We start from the raw sequence: 24,706 nt of genomic DNA, 5'->3' as shown, positions 1-24,706 counted from the left end.
CCGTTTCAGCACAGGGCTTTGCCGAGCCAGACGCCCAGGGCCGTGGACGCGACGCCCAGCAGGAACCACAGCACGCGGCTCGCCTCGCCGGGCGGCGCGGCAACGCGCGCAACGAGGGGCGCGGCCGGCAGGCCCGGGGATGGGGCTGCCAGCGTTGCGGCTTGCTGCAACGGGGACGCCCCGGGCGGAACACCGTCCTGCGGCGACGCCGGAACCGGCGCCAGCTGCGCCCGCAGCGCCTGGAAGAACTGGTCGGCCAGCTGCTTGGCGGCGGCATCGATCATGCGGCCGCCGATCTGTCCCAGCTTGCCGCCGACGCTGGCCCGCACGGCGTAGGTCACGCGGGTACCGTCCGCGTCTTCATGCAATTCGACCTTTGCGCTGCCGGTTGCCATGCCGGCAGCGCCGCCGGAACCCTCGAAGCCCATGGCGCAGCGTTGCGGCGCCTGCACGTCGCTCAGGGTCAGCGTGCCGTTGAAGCGCGCCCGCACCGGACCGGCCTTGACCATCACGCGGGCCCGGCGCACCGAGTCCGACTCCTGCACCAGCTCTTCGCAGCCGGGGATGCAGGCGCGCAGGACGTCGTTGTCGTTCAGCGCCGACCAGACGCGCTCACGCGGCGCGCCGATGGCCACTTCGCCATTGAGTTCCATCAGTCTGTCGCCTCCAAGGGGTTGGACGGGTGGGCCCGCCACGCCGGTTCCGGTTAAGATTTTGTATTGACCAAACGTTCAACAATGATAGGAATGAAGGACAGCTCCGTGAACGGCCGCGCCCCCCGGACAAACCCTAGCGGGGAGGCCGGGCAGGCCGAGGGCGCGGGCGCGGCGCCGCCAGCGTCGCGGCGCCGGATGTCGGTGGCGGAACGCGAGCGCCACATCGCCGAGGGCGCCATCGCCTTTTTCGCCGAGCACGGGCTCGATGCGCAGATGCGCGAGCTGGCCGCGGCAATCGGCGTCACGCACACGCTCGTCTACCACTATTTCCCGACCAAGCGCGCCCTGGTCGACCGGGTCTACCAGGACGTGTTCGCCGGACGCTGGAAGCCGGAGTGGGAGGCGCTGCTGGACCGCCGCGACCTGGACGTGGAGGAGAAGCTGGTGCGCTTCTACGTCGACTACGCGCGCACCGTGCTCACCCGCGACTTCGTCCGGATCATGATCTTTTCCGGCCTCAACGACCGCAGCATTCCCAACCGCTTCTTCGCCCTGCTGGGCGAGCGGCTGTTTCCGCGCCTGATCCGCGAAACGCGCCGGCACCGCGGCAACCGCGGCCGTGGCCGGCCGGGCGTGCGGGAGTACGAGATGCTGATGGGGCTGCACGGCGGCATCTTCTACGGCGGCGTGCGGGTGTTCATCTACGGCCAGCCGATCCATCCGCAGCAGCCGGCACTGGACGACGAGACGGTGATCCGCGACCGCGTGCGAAGCTACCTGGACGCCAGCCTGGCGCTGTTGCCGGGTTGAGCACGCGGCTCGCGTCCGCTGCCGGCACCCGGGACGGGCGCGATGGCAGGCGCCCTCGTCCGCCTCCCGACCGATCCCGCCGTGGCGATGTACGATCTGCGCCATTCGCCGAGGGACAGCATGTACGACGCAGTGTGGGAGAGCATCTTCAGCAGCCGCGGATGGGGCCGCTACCCTGCCGAGGACCTGGTCAGGTTCGTCGCGCGCGAGGCCTTCGGCGTGGCCGATCGCGGCAGGCTCAAGGCGCTGGAGCTCGGTTGCGGACCGGGGGCAAACCTGTGGTTTCTCGCGCGCGAACGCATCCCCTTCGACGCCATCGACGGTTCGCCCACGGCGGTCAGCCAGGCCACCGCGCGGCTGGACGAGGAGCTGCCCGGCTGGCGCGGCCGGATCCGCTGCGGCGACTTTTGCGCGCTGCCCGAAGACTTCACCGGCTACGACTTCGTGATCGACTCCGAGGCGATCTGCTGCAACGACCTGGCCGAGAGCCGCAGGCTGATCGAGCAGGTCCACGATCGCCTGCTGCCGGGCGGCGCGTTCTGGTCGCGCACGTTCGCGCCGGGCACATGGGGCACCGAGGACGGCGAACGGGTCGGGGACGATTACTGGCGCTTCGCCAGCGGCCCGCTGGCCGCCAAGGGGGCGATCCGCCTCACGCCCCGCGACTCGATTCCGGCGCTGTACGGCAGCCGCTGGGAATCGCTCAGGGTGGGCGAGATCACCCGCCACGATGGCGACCCGCGCGAACAGATCCGCGAGTGGATCATCGTGGCGCGCAAGGCCGCGAGTCTGCCCGCGCCCGGCCGGTGACGTTCCGCTCCGGATCCCGCCTCGCCTCGCGCGCCGCGCGATGATGGATACTCCACACGGGCACGGGTGCCGGTCTTTCGGCGCCGGCTCCGCACTGCCTCGGGCCCGATGAAATTCAGTCTCAGACAAATGGAGGTCTTCCGGGCCGTGATGCTCACGGGCTCCATCCGGGCCGCCGCGCAATTGCTGTTCGCATCGCAGCCGGCGGTCAGCCGGATCATCGCGCACACCGAGCAGACCCTCGGCCTGATGCTGTTCAACCGGGTCAAGGGCAAGCTGACGCCGACTCCCGAGGGGGAGGCGCTGTTTCGCGAGGTGGACGAGTTCTACCAGCAGGCGGTGAAGGTCGACGAATTCGCCCGCGCGCTCGCCCTCGGCCCGTCGGGCACGCTGAGGATCGCCGCCAGCCCGAGCCTGTCGCGCGGCCTGATGTCGCGCGCGATAGCGCAGTTCGTGCAGCGCTATCCGGGCATCCACGTGAACTTCAGGACCACATTGCTGAACAGCATGCCGCAGGAGGTGCTGAGCAACCGGGTCGACCTGGCGGTGTCGGTGCATCCGATCGACCATCCGAACCTGCGGGTCGAGCCCTTCACGCGCGGCCGCATGGTGTGCGTCGTGCCGCTGGGCCACGAGCTCGCGCAGCTGGCCACCGTGCCGCTGGCCGAACTGGCCCGCTACCCGGTAATCTCGCACGACGCCGGCATCCCGTTCGGGCGGCTGGTGGCCGCCGCGTTCGAGCGGGCCGGCGTGGAACTGAAGACGCGCATCAACATCCACCAGAGCGACATGGCCTGCTCGCTGGCGCGGTCGGGGGCCGGGGTGGCGATCGTCGACGAGTTCACTGCAGAGGGCATGGGCTGGACCGACCTGCAGACGCTGCCGCTGGCCGACGAGATCGTGCTGGAGCCCAGCATCGTGCGCTCGGTGTTCGACCACGGGCGCACGCACGCCGGGAAGTTCATCGAGGTGCTCAAGCAGCAAGCCGCCCGCGAAGGCCACGGCCAGACGAGCGCCCAGCCCTGAGCGTCCGGCCCGGAGCGCGCCGCCGATTAACCTGAGCGCATCCCCTGGGCCAGAAGCAGCACTCGCCATGCGGCGGGCCCCGCCTTAGAGTTCAGCGCTCCCCGCCCTTGGCTGCGCGGACATTCATTCCACCCAGGACCCCCCATGAAAATCGGATTGATCGGCCTCGGCAACATCGGCGTGCATTTCGGCACCCGGCTGCTGGCCGCCGGCCACGAGCTGCACGTGCACGACCGCAGCGCCGCCGCCCAGGACCGGCTGGTGGCCAAGGGCGCCGAACCCGCAGCCAGCGCCAGGGAGCTGGCCTCGCGGGTCGAGATCGTGCTGCTGTGCCTGCCGATGCCGCGCATCGTCGCGGACGTCGCCGCCGAAGTGGCGCAGGGCGACCGGGTGCGGATCGTGCTCGATCTGTCCACCACCGGCCCGTCGGTCACCAAGGAAATCGAGGCGCTGCTCCAGGCCCGGAACATCGCCCTGGTGGGCGCGCCGGTGAGCGGCGGCACCGCCAATGCCGAAAAGGGCGCGCTGGCCGTGATGCCGGCCGGCCCGGCGGCGGCTTACGAGGAAATCGAGCCGCTGCTGCGCGTGATCGGCAAGAACATCTTCTACCTGGGCGCCGATCCGAGCCTGGGCCAGACGCTCAAGATCATCAACAACACGCTTTACGCGACCAGCATGGTGGCCAGCTGCGAAGCGCTGGTGTACGGCGTCAAGGCCGGCCTGGACCCCAAGACCATGCTGGACGTGATCAATGTGTCCAGCGGCCGCTCGTTCGCGACGCTGGAGCGCATCCCGCAATGCGTGCTGGATCGCAGCTTCCCGGTGCGCTTCACGACCGAGCTGCTGCACAAGGACATCAAGATGTGCATCGACGAGGCCGAGAAGCTGGGGGCGCCGATGCTGGTCAGCCCCGCCGCGCGCCAGTTCCTGGCCTTCGCCATCAGCCAGGGCGACGGCGACAAGGACAACGTGTTCCCGATCCGCCACTTCGAACAGTGGGCCGGCGTGCAGTTCGGCGCCAAGCCGGCCGCCTGAGCGCCCTTTCTCACCATCACCCAAGGAATCGAGCCATGTCCCTCATCAACATCCGCAAGAAGCTGCTCACCATCGAGTCGATCCGCCACGAAGGCGGCCCGCCGCGGGACGTCCCGATCAAGATGGGCTGCATCGCCGTCGTGCTGCAAAACCCGTATGCCGGCCGCTACGTCGAGGACCTGGAGCCCTTCGTCAAGGACGCCACCGAGATGGCCAACGGGCTGGTGCCCGAGCTGATCGACGCCCTCGGCGGCGCCGACAAGATCCAGGCGTATGGCAAGGGCGCGATCGTCGGACTGAACGGCGAGCTGGAACACGGCGCCATCTGGCACATCGCCGGCGGCTGGCCGATGCGTTCGTTCCTGCCCAAGGCCAAGTCGATCGTGCCGGCGGCGAAGGTCGTCGCCTCGGCCGGCACCCGCCTGCAGGTCCCGATGCACCATATCGAAGCCTGCTACGTGCGCAGCCACTTCACCACCATGGACGTCGGCATCATCGACGGCCCGCGCCCCGACGAACTGCTCTACGCGCTGGTGATGTCCACCGGCACCCGCGTGCACGAACGCCTGGGCGGCCTGCGCGCCTCCGAAATCAAGCTGGGCGACGGCCAGCGCTGATCGTCCGAACCGGCGCGATGCCCGCCGTGCCCCGCCTTTCACATCCACAAGGTCCCAATGCAAAGCACCACTTTCCTCAAGACAGTCGCCGCCTTCGCTCTTGCCGCCTGCTGCCTTGCCGCGCAGGCCGCCGACTGGCCCGAGCGCCCGATCACGCTGGTGGTGCCGCTCGCCGCCGGGGGCAGCACCGACACGACCGCCCGCCTGCTGGCGCAGCACCTGGGCGACGTGCTGGGCCAGAAGGTCATCGTGGACAACCGCGCCGGCGCCGGCGGCAACATCGGCTCGGCCTACGTGGCCAGGGCCAAGCCCGACGGGTACACGCTGCTGCTGCACGCCAGCACCATCGCCACCAACGTCAGCCTGTACAAGGACACGGGATTCGACCTGCGCAAGGACCTCATCCCGATCTCGCAGGTCGCGCTCATCCCCAACGTGCTGATGGTCAACAACGAGGTCCCGGCCCGGACCTTGCAGGAATTCATCGCCTACGTGCGCGGCAACAAGAGCGCCGTCAACTATGGCTCGGCCGGCAGCGGCACCTCGTCGCATCTGGCCGGTGCGCTCTTCAACAGCCTGGCGGGCGCTGACATGGTCCACGTGCCGTACAAGGGCGGTGCGCCGGCCAACGCCGACCTGCTGGCCGGCCAGATCCAGGTCGTGTTCGCGCCGCTGGTGGAAGTGCTCCCCTACATCGACTCGGGCAAGCTGCGTCCGCTGGGGGTGACGACCAGCAATCGCTCGCCACGCCTGCCCAACGTGCCGGCCGTGAACGAAGCGCTGCCCGGTTTCGAGATCGTCCTGTGGAACGGCGTCTTCGCACCGGCCAACACCCCGCCCGCGATCGTCAGCAAGCTCAGCGCCGGCATCCAGAAAGTGCTGCAGGACCCGGCCGTGCGCAAGATCTTCGCCGACCAGGGGTCCACCGTGGTGGGCAACACGCCGGCCGAGTTCAAGGAGGTCCTCGCCGGCGAGATCGACAAATGGGGCAAGCTGGTCAAGCTGTCCGGCGCCCGCGTCGACTGATCGCACCGGCCCGACCGCCCTCCTTCGCATGATGAAACCCAGGCTTCTCGTCCTCGTCTATCTCTCGGTCGAACACCGCGCGCTCGTCTCGGAGCGCTTCGACATGATCTATGCACCCAACGAGGGGCTGGGAGCCGACCGCTCGAACGGGGCCGCGCAGATCGCAGCGCATGGCAGCGAGATCCGGGTCGTGCTGACCAACGGCACCAACGGTCTGCTGGCCACGGAGATCGATGCGTTGCCGAGGCTGGAGCTGGTCTGCACGGTGGGCGTCGGTTTCGAGAACGTCGCGCTCGAGCGGGCCAGCCGGCGCGGCATCCCGGTGTGCAATGCGGCGGGGACCAACGACGATGCCGTTGCGGACCACGCCATGGCCATCCTGCTGGCCGCGGTGCGCCGCGTGCCCTTCCTGAACAACGGCGTGCGGCACGGCTTATGGCGCGACGACATTCCGCGGCCGCCGCACGTCTCGGGCCGCAGGATGGGCATCTTCGGCCTGGGGGCGATCGGCAGGAAGGTCGCCCGGCGGGCCCAGGGTTTCGACATGGACATCGGCTACCACAGCCGCACGCGCCGCGACGAGCTGGGCTTGCGGTGGTTCGACGACATCGTCAGCCTGGCCGGCTGGTGCGACTTCCTCGTCATCGCCGCGCCCGGGGGCACGGCAACCTACCACGTGGTCGACGCGAAGGTGCTGGATGCGCTGGGTCCGGACGGCGTGCTGGTGAACATTGCCCGCGGCACGCTGGTCGATACCGACGCGGTGGCGGACGCGCTGCGCGACCGGCGCATCTGGGCCGCCGCCCTCGATGTCTATGAAGGCGAGCCGACCCCGCCGGCGCGCCTGCTCGAATTCGACAATGCGGTGCTCACGCCCCACATCGGCGGCATCTCGCCGCAGGCAATCCATGCCTCCGTGGTCCGCTTCCTCGAGAACGCCGAAGCCCATTTTTCCGGCAAACCCCTGCTCACCCGGGTCAACTGACGCCGAACGGCGAGCCGGCCGCGGGCGAGCTCGCCATCAGCGGCTCTTCTTGCCGACCCGCGCAAAGGGGTCGAGATCCTGGAATTCGCTGGGCGTCTGCTTGTCGCGTTCGTAGATCCGCGCCGACGGCGTCAAACCCTGCATCTGGCTGTCCAGCACGTTGAGCGAGTCTTCCCACAGCGCCCAGTCGGTGTGCTCGTTGCCTTCGACCACGTCGGGCAGCGACGCCTCCTCCGGCAAGGCAGGGGGTTCTTCCTTCCTGGCAGGAGCACCGGGACGGGCGGTGGACCTGGTGGCCGGCTTCGCAGCAGGCGCGGAACGCTTGAATGGATTGAACATCGTGGACTGCCGCAAAGCCGCCTGTGGACGGCAAGGCTCCCTGGGCCCGTGTGCCGGGGTCCATAGCCCCTGGCACGGCCCATTCTGTAATTACTTCAGATTAAAGACAACTACCCATCCCGAATTGACATCGAGGCCCAGCCGTTCATACTGCCCGCAGCCAAGAGCGAGCTATGGACGAAATACGGGCCGAATTCTGGGAGGCGCTGCGACACCTGTTTCCGGACAATGCGGTCGCCATCGCGCTGGAGCATGGCGATCTGCTGATTTCCTGGAAGACCAACGACGATCCGTTCCGGCCCAACAAGCGCTCGGCGCCCATCTACCTGCGGTTCGAACCCGCCTTGCTGCAGGCGATGCGCGACGCCAGCCCGCGCCAGCGCGAGATCCTGGCCGCGCGCGAGGTAGACACCGTCAAGGCCGGCCTGTGGGGCTACCAGCCCGACGACCCGCTGCATCACGCGCGCTTCATCGTGCTGGGCTGAAACACGAACAGCCCGCAGGCCATCGCCTGCAGGCTGCTCGAACTGGCGGGCCTTGCGACCCGGAGCGCCTTCAGTTGCGGTCGCGGCGGGCGGCGCGGGCGATGCGCACCGGGGCGGGAGCCGGCTCCGGAGCGGCGCCCATCGTGGTGGCCGTGGTGGTGGTTTCCGTTTGCGCTGCAACGACCGGAGCCGGTGCAGGTTGGGCCATCACGGGTGCCGGGGCGACAGCCACTTCCTGCTGGCGCACGATGGTCGCGGTGCGGACCGTGTCGGTCAGGCCGGGCACGCCGGTCTCGCCCATCGAGGTCATGTGGGTGCTTTGCTGGCCGGCGCCGAGGGCGGGGTTGGCAATGTACGGATTGGGCGGAACACCCTGGGCGACAGCGACGCCGATCGCGGCGACAGCGGACAGACCGGCGATCAGGCCGACGACTTTGGTGGTTGCAGACATGGTGAGACTCCTTAAAGATTGAAAAAACGGCGCGCCAAGTTCGTGGCAGCAACTGCAAGTTAGTTGGCGCAGGGGAGGCCTCACGTCAGGCCATCACGACAATGCCTGTGGGACAGCGCCTGCCGAACTTTTTGACAAAGTTCGCATCACTTTGTGATATTCGATTGCAAGGCTCTGCAGTGGAATGGCGCCCGCACTGACGCCGGTCCGCGGTGGCGGCCGAGGCGTGAAACAAGCACGGCGGCCACGATCGAAGCTCAGGAGAGACGCAACATGAGTCCAGACGACATCACGCCGCCGGAGCCGGTTCCGCCGCACACGCCGCAGCAGCCCCCGGGCCAGAGCCCGGAGCCGCCGCCCGCCGAGGACGACCGTCCGGCCGCGCCGCCGGTCAAGCTGCCGGGCCAGCCCCACGCGCCGGAGCGCGTCGCCGCCGGCCGGCCTATTCGCGCGTGACGCGCACCAGCTCTTCGCGCGAGGTCAGGCCTTCGCGCACCAGCCGTTCGCCGTCCTCGCGCATCTGCGTCATGCCGGCGCTGAGCGCGGCGGCGCGGATGTCCGCCTCCGAAGCGCGGTTGTGGATCTGCGCGCGGATCGCCTCGTTGGCGAGCATCAGCTCGAAGATGCCGGTGCGCCCCTGGTAGCCGGTCTGCCCGCATTGGGCGCAGCCGGCCCCGTGGCACTGGACGCACAGCTTGCGCACCAGCCGCTGCGCCAGCACGCCCAGCAGCGATGAACTCAGGAGGAAGGGCTCCACCCCCATGTCGATCAGGCGGTTGACGGCGCTGGGCGCATCGTTGGTGTGCAACGTGGCCAGAACCAGGTGGCCCGTGAGCGACGCCTGGATCGCGATCTGCGCGGTTTCGTAGTCGCGGATCTCGCCGATCATGATGACGTCCGGGTCCTGCCGCAGGATGGCGCGCAGCGCCTTGGCGAAGTCGAGATCGATCTTGGCGTTGACCTGGGTCTGGCCGATGCCGGGCAGCTCGTACTCGATCGGGTCCTCGACCGTCATGATGTTGCTGCTGCCGGCATCGAGGCGGCTGAGCGCGGCATACAGCGTGGTCGTCTTGCCCGAGCCGGTCGGGCCGGTGACCAGGATGATCCCGTGCGGCTGGGCAATCAGCTGCAGGAAGCGCCGCAGCGTCTCGCCGGTCATGCCGACCGACTCCAGGCTCAGCTTGCTCTCACTCTTGTCCAGCAAGCGCAGCACGGCGCGTTCGCCATGCGCGCTGGGCAGCGTGGACACGCGCACGTCCACCGCCCGGGTGCCGATGCGCAGCGAGATCCGGCCGTCCTGCGGCAGCCGCTTTTCGGCGATGTCCAGTTCGGCCATGATCTTCAGGCGCGAGATCAGCGCCGCGTGCAGCGCCCGGTTGGGCTGCACCACCTCGCGCAGCGTGCCGTCGACGCGAAACCGCACCGAGGAGTGGCGCTCGTACGGCTCGATGTGGATGTCGCTGGCGCCGTCGCGCGCAGCCTGCGTCAGCAGCGCGTTGAGCATGCGGATGATCGGCGCGTCGTCGCTGGTTTCCAGCAGGTCTTCCACCGCCGGCAGCTCCTGCATCATCCGCGACAGGTCGGCGTCGTTCTGCACCTCGCTCACTACCGTGGCGGCGCTCGACTCGCCCTGGGCATAGGCGGCGCTGATGCGCTGCGCCAGCGCCTGCGGATCGAGCTCTTGCACCGTGGCGACCGGGTGCTTGCGCAGCACCTCGCTCCAGGCGCCGCGCGCCGGTGTGCCGGCGTGCCACAGCACCAGCCGGTCGCCGTCGTCTTCCAGCAGCAGCTGGTTGCCGCGCGCAAAGGCGTAGGGCAGCGGGTAGCGCATCGCCTACTGTCCCAGCGGCGGCGCCGGCTTGTCCGGCTTCGGCTCGGTGCGCAGGGCCGGCAGCACCGGCGCCTCGTTGATCGGCACCGTGACGCTGGACGGCGGCTGCGCCGCCTCCTGCTTCAGGCGCATCAGGTCGTAGCGATCGAGCGACAGCTCGTCGCCCTGCGGTGCGTCGCGCAGCACCACCGGCCGCAGGAACACCATCAGGTTGGTCTTCTTGCGGCTGCGCGTCTCGCTCTTGAACAGGTTGCCGAACAGCGGGACGTCGCCCACGCCGGGCACCTTGTCCTGGTTGCGGGCGTATTCGTCCTGCAGCAGCCCGCCCAGCACCACGATCGAGCCGTCGTCCACCAGCACGCTCGATTCGATCGAGCGCTTGTTGGTGGTGGGGCCGTTGGGCGAGTTGATCGTCGCCGGGTCGACGCTGGAGACCTCCTGGAAGATCTGCAGCTTCACGGTCCCGTTCTCGCTGATCTGCGGCTTCACGCGCAGCGTCAGGCCGACGTCCTTGCGCTCGATGGTCTGGAACGGGTTGACGGTGCCGCTGCTGGCGCCGGTGTTGGTGAACTGGCCGGTGACGAAGGGCACGTTCTGGCCGATCACGATCTTGGCCTCCTCGTTGTCCAGCGTCAGCAGGTTGGGCGTGGACAGCACGTTGCCGTCCCCGTGGGTCTCCAGGAAGTTCGCCAGGAAGCCGAGCACGTAGACCCCGCCGTAATTCCTTGCCACGCCCACGTTCAGGCCGGCCGAGGGCAGGACCGATCCGACGGCGGCGGTGGCCAGCGAAAAGATGTTGGTGCCGCCGATGGTGAAGTTGGTGCCCAGCACGCCGATGTTCTTGTCGCCCTTGTTGCCGACCGGGCCCTGCCACTGGATGCCGAACTGGGCCGCCTTGTCGGCATTGACCTCCGCGATCAGGCTTTCGACGAACACCTGCGCGCGGCGGGCATCGAGCTTGTCGATCACTGCGCGCAGCTGGCGGTATTGCGGCTCGGCCGCCGTGATGATCAGCGAGTTGGTGGCCGGGTCGGCCTGGATCTGGCCGCCGGTGGACGGCTGGGCCGAGGGCTGCACCGGCGCGGTGGCGCCGCCGCTGCCGCCCGGCGTGGTCGACAGGCCGGTGGTCGACGGCGTGCTGGGCAGCCCCGATCCCCCGGTGGTGCCGGCGCCGGTGCCGCTGGCGCTCAACGCCGCGCGCAGCGTCACGGCCAGCTTGGTGGCGTCCGCGTTCTTCAGGTAGACCACGTAGATGTTGCCCGAGGGGCTCTGCGCGGTCGGCTGGTCGAGCTTCTCGATCAGCGAGCGCACCAGGTTCATCCGGGCCGCGTTGGCGGCGCGCACGATGATCGTGTTGCTGCGCGGCTCGGCCACCACGGTGGTGCGAAACGACGTGTCGGCCTGGCCCTGGCCGGCCGCCACCACCGGCGCCGAGCCGGACTCGACCAGCCGGGCGACCAGCGGCGCGATGTCCGACGCCAGCGCGTTGCGCAGCGGGATGATCTCCACGTCGGTCGCGTTCGAGACGTCGAGCGCGGCAATGATGCGGCCCAGCCGCTGCAGGTTGTCCGCATAGTCGGTGATGACCAGCGAGTTGTTGCCCGGGTTGACGTTGATGGTGTTGTTCGGGCTGATCAGCGGCCGCAGGATCGGCACCAGGTTGCCCGCCGTCTCGTGGTTCAGCCGGAAGATCTGGGTGACGATCTGGCTGCCGCCGACGGCCGGCGGGCCGACGGTGACCGGCCCGCCCTGCAGCTTGGCATCCGCCTCCGGCACCACCTTGAGCAGCCCGCCCACGTCGACCACGGTGAAGCCGGACAGCCGCAGCGTGGCGGCGAACTGGTTGAACGCCTGCGCCGGCGGCACCGGCCGCTCGGTGGACAGGGTGATGGTGCCCTTGACGCGCGGATCCACCACGATGTTGCGGCCGGTGATCGCCGCCATCGTGCGGGCCACCGCCTCGATGTCGGCGTTGACGAAGTTCAGCGTGACCGGTTCGGTCGCCCGCTGCGCGAACAGCAGCGCCGGCGAGCCGGCCAGCAGCGAGCCGAGCGCCAGGGAAATGACAGCAAGACGGAATTTCATGTCAGCCTATGGTGATGGTCGCCCGTGCGCCGCGGCGCCGGCCGATGATGTTCAGGAGGTTCGACAGCGCCGCCTCGCGCTCGGGCGCGGCGCTGGCAGTGCCGGAAAAATGCAGTCTGGAGCCGATCCACTGGCCGCTGCCCGTCAGCTGCAAGGCGCCTTCCAGGGTCTCGAGTTGGAGTGTCGATGGAGAACCCCCGTTGAGGGTGATGCGGTAGCTGCCCATGGGTTTCAGGGTGGACAGCCGCGACGACAGGCGAGAGGCGGTCAGTTCGACGCGCCCGGCCACCGCCACGCGCCCTTCGACCCATTCTACTGAAAGCCCTTTCGTCGCCAGCACCAGGTCGCCCTCGACCTGCAGCGTGTTCCACGGGGTGCCGAGTCCGGCCAGCACCGCCGCCGGCCACTGCGTGCGCTGGTCCCCGATGCGCAGTTCGACGCCGCCCCAGCGCAGGCGCGTGCGCACTTCCAGCGGCTCGGTGGTGCAGCACACCGGGGTCAGCCTCGCGTCGACGCCGCCCCACGCGGGGCGCAGGCGCCAGTCGATCCGACCGGGCAGCGCGGCCACGTCGTTGCTGCCGCTGCCGCCGGCCAGCAACAGGCGGGCCGAACCGTTCCAGACCGTGCCGGCCGGGTCGTCCAGCACGACCCGCCCGGAGCTGGCGCTCGCCACCGCGGAGGCGAGCCAGCGCGCCGGCGCGAACAAGGCCAGCGCCAGCAGCACGCCCAGCAGCAGGCCGCCCCAGGCCCAGGCCCAGGGAGCGGCGGGCCAGGAGGCAGGAATCGGGCGGGCCATGGGCTGGGCGCTCAGCGGGCCGGCAGGGCCAGCACCAGCGTGCCGTCCCACAGGCCGGCCGGGTTGCGCGTCAGGTGCGCCTCCGTCGGCAGCACGCGGGCGTTGGTGCGGGCCTGCGCCAGCCACTGGCCGAGCGCTTCCGGTGCCACGCCGGCCAGTGCGACCGTCACCCGCTCGCCGGCGAGCGTCATGCGGGCGCCGGTTCCCAGTCTCTCGCGCACCGTCGCCTCCAGCAGGCGGCCGGCTTCGTCGGCAGTCTGCCGCGGCTGCGATTGCAGCGCCTGGGCCTGCGCCTGCAACCCCTGCATCTGCTGCAACTGGGCATCGAGGCTGCGATGCTGTTCCTGCGCCGTGCGCATCACGGCCAGCGGCGGCGCCAGCAGCAGCCACCACAGAAGGGCCGCCGCCACCAGCCCGGCGGCCGCGGCCACCAGGTGCTGTTCGCGCGGCGCCAGCTGCCCCCATTTGCGCGACAACGCCGGGGCGATCATGGCGCCTCCCGCACGTTCAGCACCAGCGCGTCGCCGCGCAACTCCGCCGCGTAGCCGCGGCTGCGCAGGCTCTCCGCCAGCGCGGCAGCCTCGGGCGGACTGGATGCCAGCCCCTTGACCCGCAGTTCGCCGGTGACGTAGTCGATCGCGCTCAGCGGCCGTTGCGGCGGCGCCACCGCGGCCAGTTCGCCCAGCATCGCTTCCATGTCGCGGCTGGACGTGGCACCCGCGCCCTGGCGCAGCAGGGCCACTTCCTTTTCCATCTGCAGCGGGGCGTCCACCACCACCTTGACCTGCGGGAAGGTGGTGGTGAGGACGCGCTGGACCGCCGCATGCTTGGCCGCCAGGCTGGAGCGCTCCTTCCAGGCCCACGCGTTCAGGCCCGCCAGGTTCGCTGCCACCAGCACGATCGCGCCCCAGCGCGCCGGCCGCCATTGCGGCGCGCGCAGGACGTCGTTGCCCAGGGCCGCCAGCCGCTTGACGGCGCGGGCCCGGTTGGAGCTGGCGAACTCGGACTGCGCCAGGTCCCAGCCCGATTGCGCGGCCCGCAGCCAGCGCTGCGGCGCCTGCTGCAACTGGACCGGATGCTGCAGCAGCTGTTCGGCCAGTGCGGCGACGGCGGGCTCGGCGATCCGCTGGGCGTCGTCGGGCAGGGGCGGCAGCAGGGCAAGGGCGTGGGCCGCCAGCGGCAGCGCCAGCACCCCGTCGCTGCCGGTCAGCACCAGGGTCGCGTGCTCGGGCTCGCCGATGGCGCTCAAGGCCAGCGGCTCTTCCGGGGTGAACTCGGGCACGATGCGCGAGATCGGCCGGCCGGCGGCCTCCAGCACCTGCACCGCGTCGCGCAGCCATTGCCGCGAACAGACCGCCACCCAGACCGGCTGGCCGGGCACCGCACGGGGCTGCAGCGCGAAATGGAGCGCCTCCGGCTCGTCCAGCAGGCGGTCTTCCAGCAGGCCTTCGAGCACCGCGCGCAGCCGCGGCGACGCCGCTGTCACGCCCTTGGGCAGTTCGACCTGGTGCCAGGACAGCGCCGTCACGGGCGCGATGGCCACCACTTCGCCGGCGGCCCCGGCCGGCTGCGGCAGCAGGGCGACCGGCGCGATGGCGTGCGCGGCGACCGAGCGGCCGTCGGGCGTCACGAGGTAGGCGAATTCCGTGGTGGCGGTCACGGAAGTGGCGGGGAGCAGGAAGATCAGTGAGCTCATTGGCTGCGGCGATTGTAGGCAGGCGGCTGCGGCGCCGGTTCAGCGGGCCGGCAGGGCGGTGCCGGGAGGCGGCGATTCGATCACCCCGCGCTCGCGCCGGATGGCGGTCACGTTCAGGCCGACCCGCTGCAGGACCGAGCGTTCTTCCACCACCATCGTTCCCAGCCGCAGCCGGCCGCGGCTTTCGAAGAAGCTGGAGGCGATGCCGACCTGGTCGTTGCTCATGGTCGACGCCTCGCGCCCGAGGATGCGGGCGGCGTCGCCGAGGTTGCGCAGGGGGGCGCGGTCGCGCTCGGTGACCAGCCGGCGCGCATCCGCCATGCTGGTGCCGTCGATCGCGGCGTAGATCACTTCGGCGCTGGCGGTATTGAGGTTCACCGGCGTGGCAGTGGTCGCCGCCAGCACGGTGACGTAGGGCCGCAGCACCGCCACCGTTTCCGGGGAAAGCCCCAGCCAGACCAGCTGGTCCACCTGCTGCGGCATCAGCGGCGCCATCGGCGACGACCGGTTGGCGGTGCTGGCGTCGCTGGCAAAGCGCAGGTTCTCGGCCAGCGTCGCCAGCTGCGCCGGCGGCAGCCCGAGCAGCGCGAACAGCCGCCCGAAGCTGCGCAGCCCGGCGTCCGAGACCTTGCCGCGGTCGACCAGGTTGCCGACGTTCAGCAGCGACTGCAGGTCGACGATCTGGCCGGACAGGAATGCATCGAGCGAGTCGTCGCCGACGGTGGCGACGCCCTTTTCGGCGGCCAGGAAGGTGGACAGGCGCGCTTCCTCCAGCGGCACCGCCCAGGGCTCGGACAGGAAGTCCGGACCGCCGCCCTTGGCGTCCTCGCGCAGGATCAGGCGCGCCCAGTCGAGCGCGCCGGTCAGGATCCAGGCCGACTGGACGCGGGCGCGCTCGGCCTGCTCCACTTCGACGCTGCGCCACTGCTGCCACATCGCCGCCGACGCGATGGTCGCGACCAGCGTGACCGTCAGCATCGCCATCAGCAGCGCGGCGCCGCGCTGGGTGCGGGGCGCGATCACGACTTGCCCCCGCCGATGGTGGGGCGGACCCAGTCGCGCGTGATCTGGCCGGCCAGGGCGCCGCCGGGCGGCAGCACCAGCACCAGCCGGACGCCGTCCGGGATGACCGGCGTCGTCTGGGCGGCCAGTGCGGCGGCGGCCTCCGGCGTCAGGCCCGGTTGCAGCACCGGCGCGCTGCCGGCGTCGCTCGATTGCGGATTGGTCCAGGCGTCGCGGCGGAAATAGAAGATCTTCCACTCCTGCAACGGGATGACCGCCACTTCGCGGCGCCGCTCCTCGTCGCCGGCGTTCTGCGACCACTGGTCGGCCTGCAGCCAGGCCTGGTCCAGCTGGCCCCGCGTCGTCAGCGGCGGCGACTGCCAGCGCAGCCACTGCCCGCTGCGCGCCGTCCATGCCGCGACCAGCACGCCGCTCATGGCATTGGTCGTGTCGCGCCGCGTCAGCCGCAGCACCCGGCCGTTCCAGTCGAGCGCCGCCGCGCCGGGCAGTTGCACCACGGCGTCGAGGTCGGCGCCCCACTGCGCCAGGCCGACCTGCAGCGTGAGCACCTCGTCGGCCCGGGTGGCGGTGGCGGCCTGGGCCCGCGCCATGCCGTCGAGCCCGCGCCAGCTCATGACCGCCAGCAGCGCCATCGCGAACAGCGCCACCAGCAGTTCGACCAGCGTGAAGCCGCGCGCGTGCCGGGCAGGGGCCATCAGAACCTGCCGACCACGGTGGACAGGCGCAGGATCGGGATCGCCCCGTCCATCACCTGCGCATCGACCCGCCGGAAACTGGGGTTGGGCGTGGGCAGCACCGCCACGTTGACGCTGAAGGCGCGCCCGGCCTGCTCGCAGGCCACCGCGCTGTCGCCGACGCTGGGCATCTGGTGCGACAGCCTGGCTTTCACCAGTTCGTTTTCGGCGCAGATGTGCGCCAGCAGCACATCGGACTGCCGCATGGCATTGTTGGTGAGGGCGGTGGTCGCCTGCAGGCCCGCCACCAGCGCGATGGCGACGATGCCCAGCGCCACCAGCACCTCGATCAGCGTGAAGCCGCGCTGCCTCATTGCTGCTCCGCGCTGACGGCGAACGGGCGCAGTCCGTCGGTGGCGACGCGCAGGCTGCGGCCCGGCAGCGCCGACGATCCCAGCACCACCTGCTGGCGGCCGATGATCGGCTCCGGTCCGAGCTGCAGCGCGCCGGGCCCGCGCACCTCGGTGCCCGCATCCAGCCAGTGCTGCGGCAAGGCGTCCGCCGCCAGCCCGTCGAAGCGGAAGCCGCCGGCGACCGCGCGCCACTGCACCGGGCGGCCGCTGGTGCGCGACTGGGCGCGCGCCGATTCGAGCAGCGCCGCCAGCCGCTGCGCCTCGCGCTCGAGTTGCGTGTCCGCGCTGTCGCGCAAGGCGAAGCTCACGCCTGCGCTGGCGATCGCGATGATCGCGACCACCACCAGCAGTTCGAGCAGCGTGAAGCCGCCGCTGCGCGCACCGGCGCTACTGCCAGGAACCGACGTCCGCATTCTTGCCCTCGCCGCCGGGCTGTCCATCGGCGCCGAACGACATCACGTCGATCTCGCCCTTCACGCCCGGGTTGAGGTATTGGTAGGGCCGGCCCCATGGATCGTTCGGCAGCTTTTCCAGGTACGGCTTCCAGTTGGGCGGCACCGGCGGCGCCGTGGGCCGGGCCACCAGCGCCTGCAAGCCCTGCTCGGAGGTGGGGTAGCGCTGGTTGTCGAGCCGGTAAAGCTTGAGCGCCTGCATCAGGTTGTTGACGTCCGTGCGGGCTGCGGTGGCGCGCGCATCGTCGGCCCGGTCCAGCACGTTGGGGACGATCAGGGCTGCGAGGACGCCGATGATGACCAGCACCACCATCAGCTCGATCAGGGTGAAGCCGCCCTGGACGCGGCGCTTGAAGGGCATGCGGATTGAGTTCATGTCGCTTTCGGATGGATCGGTTCCATGATAATCGCCGCATATGGCAACGAGTGTGCAAAGCCGGTGGCCGGTACGGCTGGCGACGCTGATCCTGTGGCTGCTGGCCGCCGGCAGCTGCGTCTATTGGGCCCTGCGGATGGCGCCGCGCGCCGCGCCCGCGGCGGTGGCCGCACCCGTGCGCCAGCCGTTTGCGGCCGATCCCGCGGCGGTGGCGCGGCTGCTCGGCGCCAGCCCGGTCCTCGCGTCGGCGCCTGCGCAGCCCTCGGCCAGCCTGGCCAGCCGCTTCAGCCTGCTGGGCGTGGTCGCCTGGCGCACCAATCATGGCGCGGCCCTGATCGCGGTGGACGGCAAGCCGCCCAGGCCGTTCCGGGTCGGGTCGGCGATCGACGAGGGGCTGGTGCTGCAATCCGTCGAGGGCCGCAAGGCGGTGCTGGCCGCGGCCGCCGGCGGCCCGCCGGTGCTCACCCTCGAATTGCCCCCGCTCAAGCGCTGAGCCCGCTCAACTCTGCAGGAACAGGCGGTAGACCGGATTGTCCGTTTCGTCCACCGACGGATAGCCAAGGGTCGACAGGAAGGACTTGAAGGCCTTGCTGTCGGCGGCCGGCACCTGCAGGCCGACCAGGATGCGGCCGTAGTCGGCGCCCTGGTTGCGGTAGTGGAACAGCGTGATGTTCCAGCCCGGGCGCATGTGCGAGAGGAACTTCAGCAGCGCGCCGGGCCGCTCCGGAAAGATGAAGCGCAGCAGCCGCTCGTCCTGCGCCAGCGACGAGTGGCCGCCCACCATGTGGCGGATGTGTTCCTTGGCCAGTTCGTCGTGCGTCAGGTCCAGCGACTGGAAGCCGTGCCGCCCGAAATTGGCCGCGATCCGCGCCGACTCGCCCTTGCCGTGGGTGGTGAGCCCGACGAACACGTGGGCCTTGCTGGCATCGCTGATCCGGTAGTTGAATTCCGTGACGTTGCGCGGCCCGCCGGGCAGGTCGCCGATCAGTTCGCAGAAGCGCCTGAAGCTTCCGCGTTCCTCCGGGATGGTCACCGCGAACAGCGCCTCGCGCTCTTCGCCCACCTCGGCCCGCTCGGCCACGAAGCGCAGGCGGTCGAAGTTCATGTTGGCGCCGCACAGGATCGCCACGTAGGTCTCGCCGCGGGTCTTGTTGGCGGCGACGTACTGCTTGATGGCCGCCACCGCCAGTGCCCCGGCCGGCTCGACGATGCTGCGCGTGTCGACGAACACGTCCTTGATCGCGGCGCACACCGCATCGGTGTCCACGGTCATGAATTCATCGACCAGTTCGCGCGCGATCCGGAACGTCTCCTGGCCCACCAGCTTCACCGCCGTGCCGTCGGAGAACAGGCCCACGTCCGCCAGCGTGACGCGCTTGCTGGCGGCGACCGATCGGGCCATGGCGTCGGAATCGTTCATCTGCACGCCGATCACGCGGATCTCCGGGCGCACCGCCTTGATGTAGTTCGCCACGCCCGAAATCAGTCCGCCACCGCCGATGGCGACGAACACGGCGTCCAGCGGCCCCTGGTGCTGGCGCAGGATTTCCATGGCGATCGTGCCCTGGCCCGCGATCACGTCGGGGTCGTCGAAGGGATGGACGAACGTGAGGTGCTGCTCCCGTTCGAGCTGCACCGCCTTCTCGTGCGCGTCGGAGTAGCTGTCGCCGTGAAGGACCACCTCGCCGCCCAGCGCCTTGACCGCCTCGATCTTGACCTGCGGCGTGGTGACCGGCATCACGATCACCGCGCGCGAGCCCAGCTTGTGCGCCGACAGCGCCACGCCCTGCGCATGGTTGCCGGCCGATGCGCAGATCACTCCGCGCTTGAGCTGCTCGGCGCTCAGGTGCGCCATCTTGTTGTACGCCCCGCGCAGCTTGAAGCTGAACACCGGCTGCTGGTCTTCGCGCTTGAGCAGGACCTTGTTGTGCAGGCGGCGGCTGAGGTTCTTCGCCGGTTCCAGCGCCGACTCCACCGCGACGTCATAGACCTTCGCGGTCAGGATCTTCTTCAGGTAGTCGGCTGGCTTGAGGGGCTTGGTCATGTCCGGCCGATGATAAGGCTGGGCCGCGGGCATGAAAAAAGCCCCCGGGCCTTGCGGCTCGGGGGCTGAATCCACCAAAGGTGAGGTGGAGGAGACAACCGGCGCAGCGCCATCGGGCGCCGCATGAAAATCAGTATATCGCCACTTTTGCTGCGATGCAGCACGGCCGTCGGCTTGAGGCAAGATCCGGGGTTTTGCAGCAACAAGCAAGGAGTCGGAACATGGAATGCACGGTGAGCTGGACCGGCGCGTCGGGCACGCGTTCGGGGATGGGGTTCGTGGCCGAAACCGGTAGCGGCCATGTGCTGATGATGGACGGAGCGGTCGACGAGGCGCAGCCCGCCAACGGCGGCCAGAACCTGGCGCCGCGGCCGATGGAAACCGTGCTGGCCGGCGCCGGCGGGTGCACCGCCTATGACGTGGTCCTGATCCTCAAGCGGGGACGCCACGACGTGCGAGCTTGCTCCGTCAGGCTGACGTCAGAGCGGGCCGCCACCGAACCGAAAGTATTCACGAAGATCCACCTGCACTTCACCGTCACCGGCAGGGCGATCGCCCCCGCGGCGGTGGAGCGTGCGATCGCGATGAGTCACGAGAAGTACTGTTCGGCGACCATCATGCTGGCCAAGACCGCCGAGATCACCACCAGTTTCGACGTGCGCGAGGCCTGAACCTAGACGTAGTGGGCGGTGGTCGTCATGACCTTCGCCGCGGCCCGCATCACGGCCCGGACCGGGGCCGGGAGCTCGCGCCCGCCGGCCTGCGCCGCGGCCGCCGCGTGCGCCGCCTCGTCCTCTTTCATCTGCGCCACGATCGCCCGCGACGCGTGGTCGGCGGCGGGCAGCCGCTCCAGGTGGCTCTCCAGGTGGGCCTCCACCTGGCGTTCGGTTTCCACCAGGAAGCCCAGGCTGGCGCGGTCGCCCAGCCGGCCGGCCACCAGGCCCAGCCCGAACGCGCCGGCGTACCAGAGCGGGTTTAGCAGCGAACGGCGGGCGCCCAGTTCATCGAGCCGGCCCTGGGTCCAGGCCAGATGGTCGGTTTCCTCGCGGGCAGCCTGCTCGAATTGCGCCTTCAGGGCCGGGTCGCTGGTGGTCAGTGCCTGGGCGCTATACAGCGCCTGGGCGCACACTTCGCCCACGTGGTTGACCCGCATCAGGGCGCCCGCCTTGCGCTTTTCGGTCGCGCTCAGGACCGTGGCATCGCCGGGGAGGGTTGGACATTGCCGCAACGCCCGCGGGGTTGCAAAGAGGGTGCGCAGTGCGCTGTCGGCGGCACTGAAAAAGGCGTCGATCGAACGTGTCATCCGACCAGTCTAGCGGTCTCAGGGTACACGCGTAGCAGCGCCAGGCGGCCGGCCGGACTCCTTGGAACCCAAATGTAACCGCCGAGTGTTGCGCGAGGTCCACTGAGCGGTTTCGGGATGTTGTCCGGCTGCAACGAAATGGCATTCAGGAGCCTAAATACTTTGCGAAACCAAGGGCGCTCTGGTGCAATAACCACAACTTCCCAAAAGGAGGTTGGCCCGGGGAACCGGCGGGAGCGCAAAAGTGCCTGCATCAAGTGACCCCTTCGCACCGGAGCCCTATGTTTAACCTTGGAGAAACTTGCAATGAAAAAGTCCCTGATTGCTCTGGCTGTGCTGGCGTCCGCCGGCGTGGCTTCTGCCCAATCTTCCGTCACGCTGTTCGGCATCGTTGACGCGACGCTGGCCTACGGTAAAGGTTCGGTCGCGAACAAGACCCAGCTGACCAATTCCGGCTACAACAGCTCGCGCATCGGCTTCCGTGGCACGGAAGACCTCGGCGGCGGCATGAATGCCTCGTTCTGGCTCGAAGCCGGCATGAACAACGACAACGGCACCGGCGCAGCCACCAGCCTGAACAACCAAGCCTCCGGCACTTCCACCGCGTCGGCCGGTACGCAAGGTCTGACCTTCAACCGTCGTTCCACGGTCAGCCTGGGCGGCGGCTGGGGCGAACTGCGCCTGGGTCGCGATTACACCCCGCAATTCTGGAACCTGACCGTGTTCGATCCGTTCGGCACCAACGGCGTTGGCACCTCGCAGGTCCTGAACTCGTCGCTCGGCGGCCCGGTCACGGTTCGCGCTTCGAACAGCATCGGCTACTTCCTGCCGGGTAACCTGGGCGGCTTCTACGGCCAGCTCCAGCACTATCGCGGCGAGAACGCAAGCAACGTGGCCAACGACGGCACCGGCAGCGCCATCCGTCTCGGCTACGCCAACGGCCCGATCAACGTTGCTCTGGCTTACTCGAGCACCAAGTACTCGACCGGCGACATCAAGACGACCAACATTGGCGGCCAGTGGGACTTCGCTGTTGCCAAGCTGATGGGCTACTATGACCGCGACCAGATCAGCGGTGGCGCGACCGGCAAGGGCGGCCTGATCGGCGCTCTGGTGCCAGTGGGCCCGGGCGAAATCCGCCTGGCTTACTCCACGTACAAGAACGACCTGGCCGGCACCCCCAAGACCAACAAGTGGGCTCTGGGCTACGTGCACAACCTGTCGAAGCGCACGGCTGTCTACGCAACGTACGCTCAAGCGCGCAACTCCGGCGGAGCCGCTCAGGGTCTGAACGGCGCCATCACCGCAGCCAACACCAACTCGTCTGGCTACGACTTCGGCGTCCGCCACAGCTTCTAAATATCGTGGGGCCGGCGCTGCCGGTCTTTCGATCCAAGGAGATTCAAGCCGCCTTCGGGCGGCTTTTTTGTTTCCGCTGCACCCGCGTCTGATGTTTGCCGGCGTCGACGCGCGCTGCCGCTTGCGAATGCTGGACGGGTGAAGAAAACCCTGAGGTCGGCACGACGCTTGCTCTGCTAGCATCGTCGTTTCCGCCATTTCCGAAATGCTCGCCTTCGTCCTGCGCCGTTTGTTCCAGGCTGTGATCGTCATGACCGCAGTTGCGTTCATCGCCTTCATGCTGTTCCAGTACGTCGGTGACCCGATCGTCTTCCTGCTCGGACAAGACGCCAAGCCCGACCAGATCCGCCAGCTGCGCGTCGATCTGGGGCTGGACCAGCCCTTCTTCGTGCAGTTCTGGCACTTCCTGGTCAACGCCGCCCAGGGCGAGTTCGGCCTGAGCCTGCGCCAGGGCGCCAAGGTGTCGCGCCTGATCGGCGAGCGCTTCCCGGCCACGCTGGAACTGGCGCTGGTGGCCGGCGTGCTGGCGGTGGCGATCGGCATTCCGATGGGCGTCTATGCGGCGCTGCGGCGGGGCACTTTCATGAGCCAGGTGTTCATGACGCTGTCCCTGCTCGGCGTCTCCCTGCCCACCTTCCTGATCGGCATCCTGCTGATCCTGCTGTTCACCGTGGTGCTGGGCTGGTTCCCGAGCTTCGGCCGCGGCGAGGTGGTGCGGGCGGGCTGGTGGACCAGCGGCCTGTTCACCCGCGACGGCTGGCACCACATCGTGCTGCCGGCGATCACGCTGGCGATCTTCCAGCTCACGCTGATCATGCGGCTGGTGCGCGCCGAGATGCTGGAGGTGCTGCGCAGCGACTACATCAAGTTCGGGCGGGCCCGCGGCCTGACCAATCGCGCCATCCACTTCGGCCATGCGCTGAAGAACACGCTGGTTCCCGTCATCACCATCATCGGGCTGCAACTGGGCACGCTGATCGCATTTTCCATCATCACCGAGACCGTCTTCCAGTGGCCCGGCATGGGGCTGCTGTTCATCCAGGCGGTGACCTTCGCCGACATCCCGGTCATGGCCGCCTACCTGTGCCTGATCGCGCTGATCTTCGTGGTGATCAACCTGGTCGTCGACCTGTTGTACTTCGCAGTCGATCCGAGGCTGCGCATGGGCGGCGCTGGAGGACATTGATGCTGTCTCCCCGACTCAAGGCCAATGGCCGGGCCTTCGCCCATATCGCCGCCTTCCATCCCGAGCTGGTGGCGCTGCGCCGCGACCTGCACGCCCACCCGGAACTCGGCTTCGAAGAGGTTTACACGGGCAGTCGTGTGAAGGAAGCGCTCAAGCTGTGCGGCGTGGACGAGATCCACGAAGGCATCGGCAAGACCGGCGTGGTCGGCATCGTCCGCGGCAAGACATCGGCCAGCGGCCGGATGATCGGGCTGCGCGCCGACATGGACGCGCTGACGATGACGGAGAACAACGACTTTCCGTGGCGCTCCACCAAGGCCGGCATGATGCACGGCTGCGGCCACGACGGCCACACGGCGATGCTGGTGGGCGCCGCCCGCTACCTGGCCGAGACCCGCAACTTCGACGGCACGGCGGTGCTGATCTTCCAGCCGGGCGAAGAGGGCTTCGCCGGCGCCAAGGCGATGATCGACGACGGCCTGTTCGAGCGCTTCCCGGTGCAGTCGGTGTTCGCGATGCACAACTGGCCGGCGATGAAGCCTGGCACCGTCGGCATCAATTCGGGTCCGATGATGGCGGCGGCCGACCGGGTGACGATCGAGATCACCGGCAAGGGCGGCCACGGCGCCCACGCCTACCTGACGATCGATCCGGTGCTGGTGGCCGCGCACATCATCACCGCGGTGCAAAGCATCGTCTCGCGCAACGTCAAGCCGATCGACAACGCGGTGGTCAGCCTGTGCGCGATGCAGGCCGGCGACCTGGGCGCGATGAGCGTCGTGCCGGGCAAGGCCACGCTGGTGGGCACGGTGCGCACCTTCAGCCCCGACGTGCAGGAACTGGTGGAGCGGCGGCTGCAGGAGCTGTGCAGCGCGATCGCGCTGGGCTTCGGCGCCTCCGCCTCGGTCACCTTCGACCGCATCTACCCGGCGACCATCAACACGCCGGACGAAGCGGCCTTTGCCGGCGACGTCGCCGAATCGATCGTCGGCGCGCCCAACCTGGTGCGCAACATGGAGCCCAGCATGGGCGCGGAGGACTTCTCCTTCATGCTGCAGGCCAAGCCGGGCGCCTACCTGCGCCTGGGCCAGGGCGGAGAAGGCAGCTGCTTCCTGCACAACAGCCGCTACGACTTCAACGACGACGTCCTGTCCCTGGGCTCGGCGCTGCACGCCAGCCTGGCCGAACAGGCCATGCCGCTGGCAGGATCCCCAATTTCATGAAGACG

29 protein-coding genes are annotated in these 24,706 nt (G+C 69.3%); 14 read left to right on the top strand and 15 right to left on the bottom strand.

Translation table 11 applies throughout. The features are described from left to right. Nucleotides 1–5 precede the first annotated feature (5 nt). Nucleotides 6–653 (bottom strand): CoxG family protein, encoded by a 648-nt coding sequence (locus tag ACFPOE_RS01745; RefSeq protein WP_376848272.1) that lies wholly within the window; start codon nucleotides 651–653, stop codon nucleotides 6–8. 93 nt (nucleotides 654–746) lie between these two features. Between ACFPOE_RS01745 and ACFPOE_RS01740 the strand changes: the two genes are divergently transcribed. From ACFPOE_RS01740 to ACFPOE_RS01710, 7 genes are all read left to right on the top strand, one after another. Further along, nucleotides 747–1,466: a TetR/AcrR family transcriptional regulator gene (locus tag ACFPOE_RS01740; protein ID WP_376848271.1), complete on the top strand. Its 720-nt coding sequence runs from the start codon at nucleotides 747–749 to the stop codon at nucleotides 1,464–1,466. A gap of 87 nt (nucleotides 1,467–1,553) precedes the next feature. After that, nucleotides 1,554–2,276, top strand: coding sequence for a class I SAM-dependent methyltransferase (locus ACFPOE_RS01735; protein ID WP_376848786.1), 723 nt, complete (start codon nucleotides 1,554–1,556; stop codon nucleotides 2,274–2,276). 108 nt (nucleotides 2,277–2,384) lie between these two features. Next, nucleotides 2,385–3,302 (top strand): LysR family transcriptional regulator, encoded by a 918-nt coding sequence (locus ACFPOE_RS01730; protein ID WP_376848270.1) that lies wholly within the window; start codon nucleotides 2,385–2,387, stop codon nucleotides 3,300–3,302. Nucleotides 3,303–3,446: 144 nt separating this feature from the next. Further along, nucleotides 3,447–4,337: an NAD(P)-dependent oxidoreductase gene (locus tag ACFPOE_RS01725; RefSeq protein WP_376848269.1), complete on the top strand. Its 891-nt coding sequence runs from the start codon at nucleotides 3,447–3,449 to the stop codon at nucleotides 4,335–4,337. A 35-nt stretch (nucleotides 4,338–4,372) separates the two neighbouring features. Beyond that, the gene (locus ACFPOE_RS01720; RefSeq protein ID WP_376848268.1) at nucleotides 4,373–4,954 is read left to right on the top strand and encodes an amino acid synthesis family protein; all 582 of its coding nucleotides are present in this window, start codon (nucleotides 4,373–4,375) and stop codon (nucleotides 4,952–4,954) included. 57 nt (nucleotides 4,955–5,011) lie between these two features. Next, complete coding sequence (locus ACFPOE_RS01715) at nucleotides 5,012–5,980, top strand: tripartite tricarboxylate transporter substrate binding protein (protein WP_376848267.1); 969 nt, start codon at nucleotides 5,012–5,014, stop codon at nucleotides 5,978–5,980. A gap of 31 nt (nucleotides 5,981–6,011) precedes the next feature. Beyond that, a complete protein-coding gene (locus ACFPOE_RS01710) occupies nucleotides 6,012–6,965 on the top strand; it encodes a 2-hydroxyacid dehydrogenase (RefSeq protein WP_376848785.1) in 954 nt (317 codons plus the stop codon). A gap of 36 nt (nucleotides 6,966–7,001) precedes the next feature. Here ACFPOE_RS01710 and ACFPOE_RS01705 read toward each other — a convergent pair whose 3' ends face one another. After that, the gene (locus ACFPOE_RS01705; protein ID WP_376848266.1) at nucleotides 7,002–7,304 is read right to left on the bottom strand and encodes a hypothetical protein; all 303 of its coding nucleotides are present in this window, start codon (nucleotides 7,302–7,304) and stop codon (nucleotides 7,002–7,004) included. Between the two features lie 173 nt (nucleotides 7,305–7,477). Between ACFPOE_RS01705 and ACFPOE_RS01700 the strand changes: the two genes are divergently transcribed. Beyond that, complete coding sequence (locus ACFPOE_RS01700) at nucleotides 7,478–7,789, top strand: hypothetical protein (protein ID WP_376848265.1); 312 nt, start codon at nucleotides 7,478–7,480, stop codon at nucleotides 7,787–7,789. Between the two features lie 70 nt (nucleotides 7,790–7,859). Here ACFPOE_RS01700 and ACFPOE_RS01695 read toward each other — a convergent pair whose 3' ends face one another. After that, nucleotides 7,860–8,240, bottom strand: coding sequence for a hypothetical protein (locus ACFPOE_RS01695; protein WP_376848264.1), 381 nt, complete (start codon nucleotides 8,238–8,240; stop codon nucleotides 7,860–7,862). Nucleotides 8,241–8,513: 273 nt separating this feature from the next. Here ACFPOE_RS01695 and ACFPOE_RS01690 point away from each other — a divergent pair, with 273 nt between their 5' ends. Then, entirely contained in the window at nucleotides 8,514–8,696 is a 183-nt protein-coding gene (locus ACFPOE_RS01690) for a hypothetical protein (protein ID WP_376848263.1), read from the top strand. Here the strand turns inward: ACFPOE_RS01690 and ACFPOE_RS01685 are convergent. From ACFPOE_RS01685 to gspG, 10 genes are read right to left on the bottom strand one after another with little or no spacing between them, the layout of a single operon-like run. Next, nucleotides 8,683–10,071, bottom strand: a complete 1,389-nt coding sequence (locus ACFPOE_RS01685) for a GspE/PulE family protein (protein WP_376848262.1) — start codon at nucleotides 10,069–10,071, stop codon at nucleotides 8,683–8,685. The two genes, ACFPOE_RS01690 and ACFPOE_RS01685, sit on opposite strands and share 14 nt — an antisense overlap. Before the next feature lie 3 nt (nucleotides 10,072–10,074). Further along, entirely contained in the window at nucleotides 10,075–12,156 is a 2,082-nt protein-coding gene (gspD, locus tag ACFPOE_RS01680; protein WP_376848261.1) for a type II secretion system secretin GspD, read from the bottom strand. 1 nt (nucleotide 12,157) lies between these two features. After that, complete coding sequence (gene gspN, locus ACFPOE_RS01675) at nucleotides 12,158–12,952, bottom strand: type II secretion system protein N (RefSeq protein ID WP_376848260.1); 795 nt, start codon at nucleotides 12,950–12,952, stop codon at nucleotides 12,158–12,160. Nucleotides 12,953–12,963: 11 nt separating this feature from the next. Next, entirely contained in the window at nucleotides 12,964–13,443 is a 480-nt protein-coding gene (gspM, locus tag ACFPOE_RS01670) for a type II secretion system protein GspM (RefSeq protein WP_376848259.1), read from the bottom strand. Further along, on the bottom strand, nucleotides 13,440–14,648 hold the full coding sequence (gene gspL, locus ACFPOE_RS01665) for a type II secretion system protein GspL (protein WP_376848258.1): 1,209 nt from the start codon (nucleotides 14,646–14,648) through the stop codon (nucleotides 13,440–13,442). The genes gspM and gspL overlap by 4 nt, the downstream gene beginning before the upstream one ends. Before the next feature lie 39 nt (nucleotides 14,649–14,687). Beyond that, nucleotides 14,688–15,671, bottom strand: a complete 984-nt coding sequence (gene gspK / locus ACFPOE_RS01660; RefSeq protein WP_376848257.1) for a type II secretion system minor pseudopilin GspK — start codon at nucleotides 15,669–15,671, stop codon at nucleotides 14,688–14,690. Continuing rightward, on the bottom strand, nucleotides 15,668–16,366 hold the full coding sequence (locus ACFPOE_RS01655; protein WP_376848256.1) for a PulJ/GspJ family protein: 699 nt from the start codon (nucleotides 16,364–16,366) through the stop codon (nucleotides 15,668–15,670). The genes gspK and ACFPOE_RS01655 overlap by 4 nt, the downstream gene beginning before the upstream one ends. Next, nucleotides 16,366–16,719, bottom strand: coding sequence for a type II secretion system minor pseudopilin GspI (gspI, locus tag ACFPOE_RS01650; RefSeq protein WP_376848255.1), 354 nt, complete (start codon nucleotides 16,717–16,719; stop codon nucleotides 16,366–16,368). Before gspI ends, ACFPOE_RS01655 begins: the two co-directional genes overlap by 1 nt. After that, on the bottom strand, nucleotides 16,716–17,171 hold the full coding sequence (locus ACFPOE_RS01645) for a GspH/FimT family pseudopilin (protein WP_376848254.1): 456 nt from the start codon (nucleotides 17,169–17,171) through the stop codon (nucleotides 16,716–16,718). The genes gspI and ACFPOE_RS01645 overlap by 4 nt, the downstream gene beginning before the upstream one ends. Beyond that, nucleotides 17,146–17,586, bottom strand: a complete 441-nt coding sequence (gspG, locus tag ACFPOE_RS01640) for a type II secretion system major pseudopilin GspG (protein ID WP_376848253.1) — start codon at nucleotides 17,584–17,586, stop codon at nucleotides 17,146–17,148. Before gspG ends, ACFPOE_RS01645 begins: the two co-directional genes overlap by 26 nt. A gap of 40 nt (nucleotides 17,587–17,626) precedes the next feature. On the opposite strand from gspG, the gene ACFPOE_RS01635 reads away from it, so the two are divergent. Next, nucleotides 17,627–18,079, top strand: coding sequence for a type II secretion system protein N (locus ACFPOE_RS01635; RefSeq protein ID WP_376848252.1), 453 nt, complete (start codon nucleotides 17,627–17,629; stop codon nucleotides 18,077–18,079). 6 nt (nucleotides 18,080–18,085) lie between these two features. On the opposite strand, the gene ilvA is transcribed toward ACFPOE_RS01635, so the two are convergent. Further along, nucleotides 18,086–19,630, bottom strand: a complete 1,545-nt coding sequence (gene ilvA / locus ACFPOE_RS01630; RefSeq protein WP_376848251.1) for a threonine ammonia-lyase, biosynthetic — start codon at nucleotides 19,628–19,630, stop codon at nucleotides 18,086–18,088. 221 nt (nucleotides 19,631–19,851) lie between these two features. On the opposite strand from ilvA, the gene ACFPOE_RS01625 reads away from it, so the two are divergent. Continuing rightward, a complete protein-coding gene (locus tag ACFPOE_RS01625) occupies nucleotides 19,852–20,301 on the top strand; it encodes an OsmC family protein (RefSeq protein ID WP_376848250.1) in 450 nt (149 codons plus the stop codon). 2 nt (nucleotides 20,302–20,303) lie between these two features. Here ACFPOE_RS01625 and coq7 read toward each other — a convergent pair whose 3' ends face one another. Next, a complete protein-coding gene (gene coq7 / locus ACFPOE_RS01620; RefSeq protein ID WP_376848249.1) occupies nucleotides 20,304–20,933 on the bottom strand; it encodes a 2-polyprenyl-3-methyl-6-methoxy-1,4-benzoquinone monooxygenase in 630 nt (209 codons plus the stop codon). Nucleotides 20,934–21,239: 306 nt separating this feature from the next. On the opposite strand from coq7, the gene ACFPOE_RS01615 reads away from it, so the two are divergent. The 3 genes from ACFPOE_RS01615 to ACFPOE_RS01605 all read left to right on the top strand — a co-directional run bounded on the left by ACFPOE_RS01615 (nucleotide 21,240) and on the right by ACFPOE_RS01605 (nucleotide 24,701). After that, nucleotides 21,240–22,292, top strand: a complete 1,053-nt coding sequence (locus ACFPOE_RS01615; protein ID WP_376848248.1) for a porin — start codon at nucleotides 21,240–21,242, stop codon at nucleotides 22,290–22,292. A 205-nt stretch (nucleotides 22,293–22,497) separates the two neighbouring features. Further along, nucleotides 22,498–23,478, top strand: coding sequence for an ABC transporter permease (locus ACFPOE_RS01610; RefSeq protein ID WP_376848247.1), 981 nt, complete (start codon nucleotides 22,498–22,500; stop codon nucleotides 23,476–23,478). Continuing rightward, the gene (locus ACFPOE_RS01605) at nucleotides 23,478–24,701 is read left to right on the top strand and encodes a M20 aminoacylase family protein (RefSeq protein WP_376848246.1); all 1,224 of its coding nucleotides are present in this window, start codon (nucleotides 23,478–23,480) and stop codon (nucleotides 24,699–24,701) included. The genes ACFPOE_RS01610 and ACFPOE_RS01605 overlap by 1 nt, the downstream gene beginning before the upstream one ends. The last annotated feature ends 5 nt before the right edge of the window (nucleotides 24,702–24,706 follow it).

It is taken from the genome of Caenimonas terrae (assembly GCF_042655405.1).
In the GTDB taxonomy this organism is placed as follows: Bacteria; Pseudomonadota; Gammaproteobacteria; order Burkholderiales; family Burkholderiaceae_C; genus Ramlibacter; species Ramlibacter terrae_A.
The sequence above is the reverse complement of the archived record's forward strand: the minus strand, read 5'-3'. Positions and strand labels throughout refer to the sequence as shown.

Excerpts from the sequence above, each read along its gene's own strand:
- ACFPOE_RS01745 (WP_376848272.1), bottom strand. The coding sequence starts at position 653 with ATGGAACTCAATGGCGAAGTGGCCATCGGCGCGCCGCGTGAGCGCGTC.
- ACFPOE_RS01740 (WP_376848271.1), top strand. The coding sequence starts at position 747 with ATGAAGGACAGCTCCGTGAACGGCCGCGCCCCCCGGACAAACCCTAGC.
- ACFPOE_RS01735 (WP_376848786.1), top strand. The coding sequence starts at position 1,554 with ATGTACGATCTGCGCCATTCGCCGAGGGACAGCATGTACGACGCAGTG.
- ACFPOE_RS01730 (WP_376848270.1), top strand. The coding sequence starts at position 2,385 with ATGAAATTCAGTCTCAGACAAATGGAGGTCTTCCGGGCCGTGATGCTC.
- ACFPOE_RS01725 (WP_376848269.1), top strand. The coding sequence starts at position 3,447 with ATGAAAATCGGATTGATCGGCCTCGGCAACATCGGCGTGCATTTCGGC.
- ACFPOE_RS01720 (WP_376848268.1), top strand. The coding sequence starts at position 4,373 with ATGTCCCTCATCAACATCCGCAAGAAGCTGCTCACCATCGAGTCGATC.
- ACFPOE_RS01715 (WP_376848267.1), top strand. The coding sequence starts at position 5,012 with ATGCAAAGCACCACTTTCCTCAAGACAGTCGCCGCCTTCGCTCTTGCC.
- ACFPOE_RS01710 (WP_376848785.1), top strand. The coding sequence starts at position 6,012 with ATGAAACCCAGGCTTCTCGTCCTCGTCTATCTCTCGGTCGAACACCGC.
- ACFPOE_RS01705 (WP_376848266.1), bottom strand. The coding sequence starts at position 7,304 with ATGTTCAATCCATTCAAGCGTTCCGCGCCTGCTGCGAAGCCGGCCACC.
- ACFPOE_RS01700 (WP_376848265.1), top strand. The coding sequence starts at position 7,478 with ATGGACGAAATACGGGCCGAATTCTGGGAGGCGCTGCGACACCTGTTT.
- ACFPOE_RS01695 (WP_376848264.1), bottom strand. The coding sequence starts at position 8,240 with ATGTCTGCAACCACCAAAGTCGTCGGCCTGATCGCCGGTCTGTCCGCT.
- ACFPOE_RS01690 (WP_376848263.1), top strand. The coding sequence starts at position 8,514 with ATGAGTCCAGACGACATCACGCCGCCGGAGCCGGTTCCGCCGCACACG.
- ACFPOE_RS01685 (WP_376848262.1), bottom strand. The coding sequence starts at position 10,071 with ATGCGCTACCCGCTGCCCTACGCCTTTGCGCGCGGCAACCAGCTGCTG.
- gspD (WP_376848261.1), bottom strand. The coding sequence starts at position 12,156 with ATGAAATTCCGTCTTGCTGTCATTTCCCTGGCGCTCGGCTCGCTGCTG.
- gspN (WP_376848260.1), bottom strand. The coding sequence starts at position 12,952 with ATGGCCCGCCCGATTCCTGCCTCCTGGCCCGCCGCTCCCTGGGCCTGG.
- gspM (WP_376848259.1), bottom strand. The coding sequence starts at position 13,443 with ATGATCGCCCCGGCGTTGTCGCGCAAATGGGGGCAGCTGGCGCCGCGC.
- gspL (WP_376848258.1), bottom strand. The coding sequence starts at position 14,648 with ATGAGCTCACTGATCTTCCTGCTCCCCGCCACTTCCGTGACCGCCACC.
- ACFPOE_RS01655 (WP_376848256.1), bottom strand. The coding sequence starts at position 16,366 with ATGGCCCCTGCCCGGCACGCGCGCGGCTTCACGCTGGTCGAACTGCTG.
- gspI (WP_376848255.1), bottom strand. The coding sequence starts at position 16,719 with ATGAGGCAGCGCGGCTTCACGCTGATCGAGGTGCTGGTGGCGCTGGGC.
- ACFPOE_RS01645 (WP_376848254.1), bottom strand. The coding sequence starts at position 17,171 with ATGCGGACGTCGGTTCCTGGCAGTAGCGCCGGTGCGCGCAGCGGCGGC.
- gspG (WP_376848253.1), bottom strand. The coding sequence starts at position 17,586 with ATGAACTCAATCCGCATGCCCTTCAAGCGCCGCGTCCAGGGCGGCTTC.
- ACFPOE_RS01635 (WP_376848252.1), top strand. The coding sequence starts at position 17,627 with ATGGCAACGAGTGTGCAAAGCCGGTGGCCGGTACGGCTGGCGACGCTG.
- ilvA (WP_376848251.1), bottom strand. The coding sequence starts at position 19,630 with ATGACCAAGCCCCTCAAGCCAGCCGACTACCTGAAGAAGATCCTGACC.
- ACFPOE_RS01625 (WP_376848250.1), top strand. The coding sequence starts at position 19,852 with ATGGAATGCACGGTGAGCTGGACCGGCGCGTCGGGCACGCGTTCGGGG.
- coq7 (WP_376848249.1), bottom strand. The coding sequence starts at position 20,933 with ATGACACGTTCGATCGACGCCTTTTTCAGTGCCGCCGACAGCGCACTG.
- ACFPOE_RS01615 (WP_376848248.1), top strand. The coding sequence starts at position 21,240 with ATGAAAAAGTCCCTGATTGCTCTGGCTGTGCTGGCGTCCGCCGGCGTG.
- ACFPOE_RS01610 (WP_376848247.1), top strand. The coding sequence starts at position 22,498 with ATGCTCGCCTTCGTCCTGCGCCGTTTGTTCCAGGCTGTGATCGTCATG.
- ACFPOE_RS01605 (WP_376848246.1), top strand. The coding sequence starts at position 23,478 with ATGCTGTCTCCCCGACTCAAGGCCAATGGCCGGGCCTTCGCCCATATC.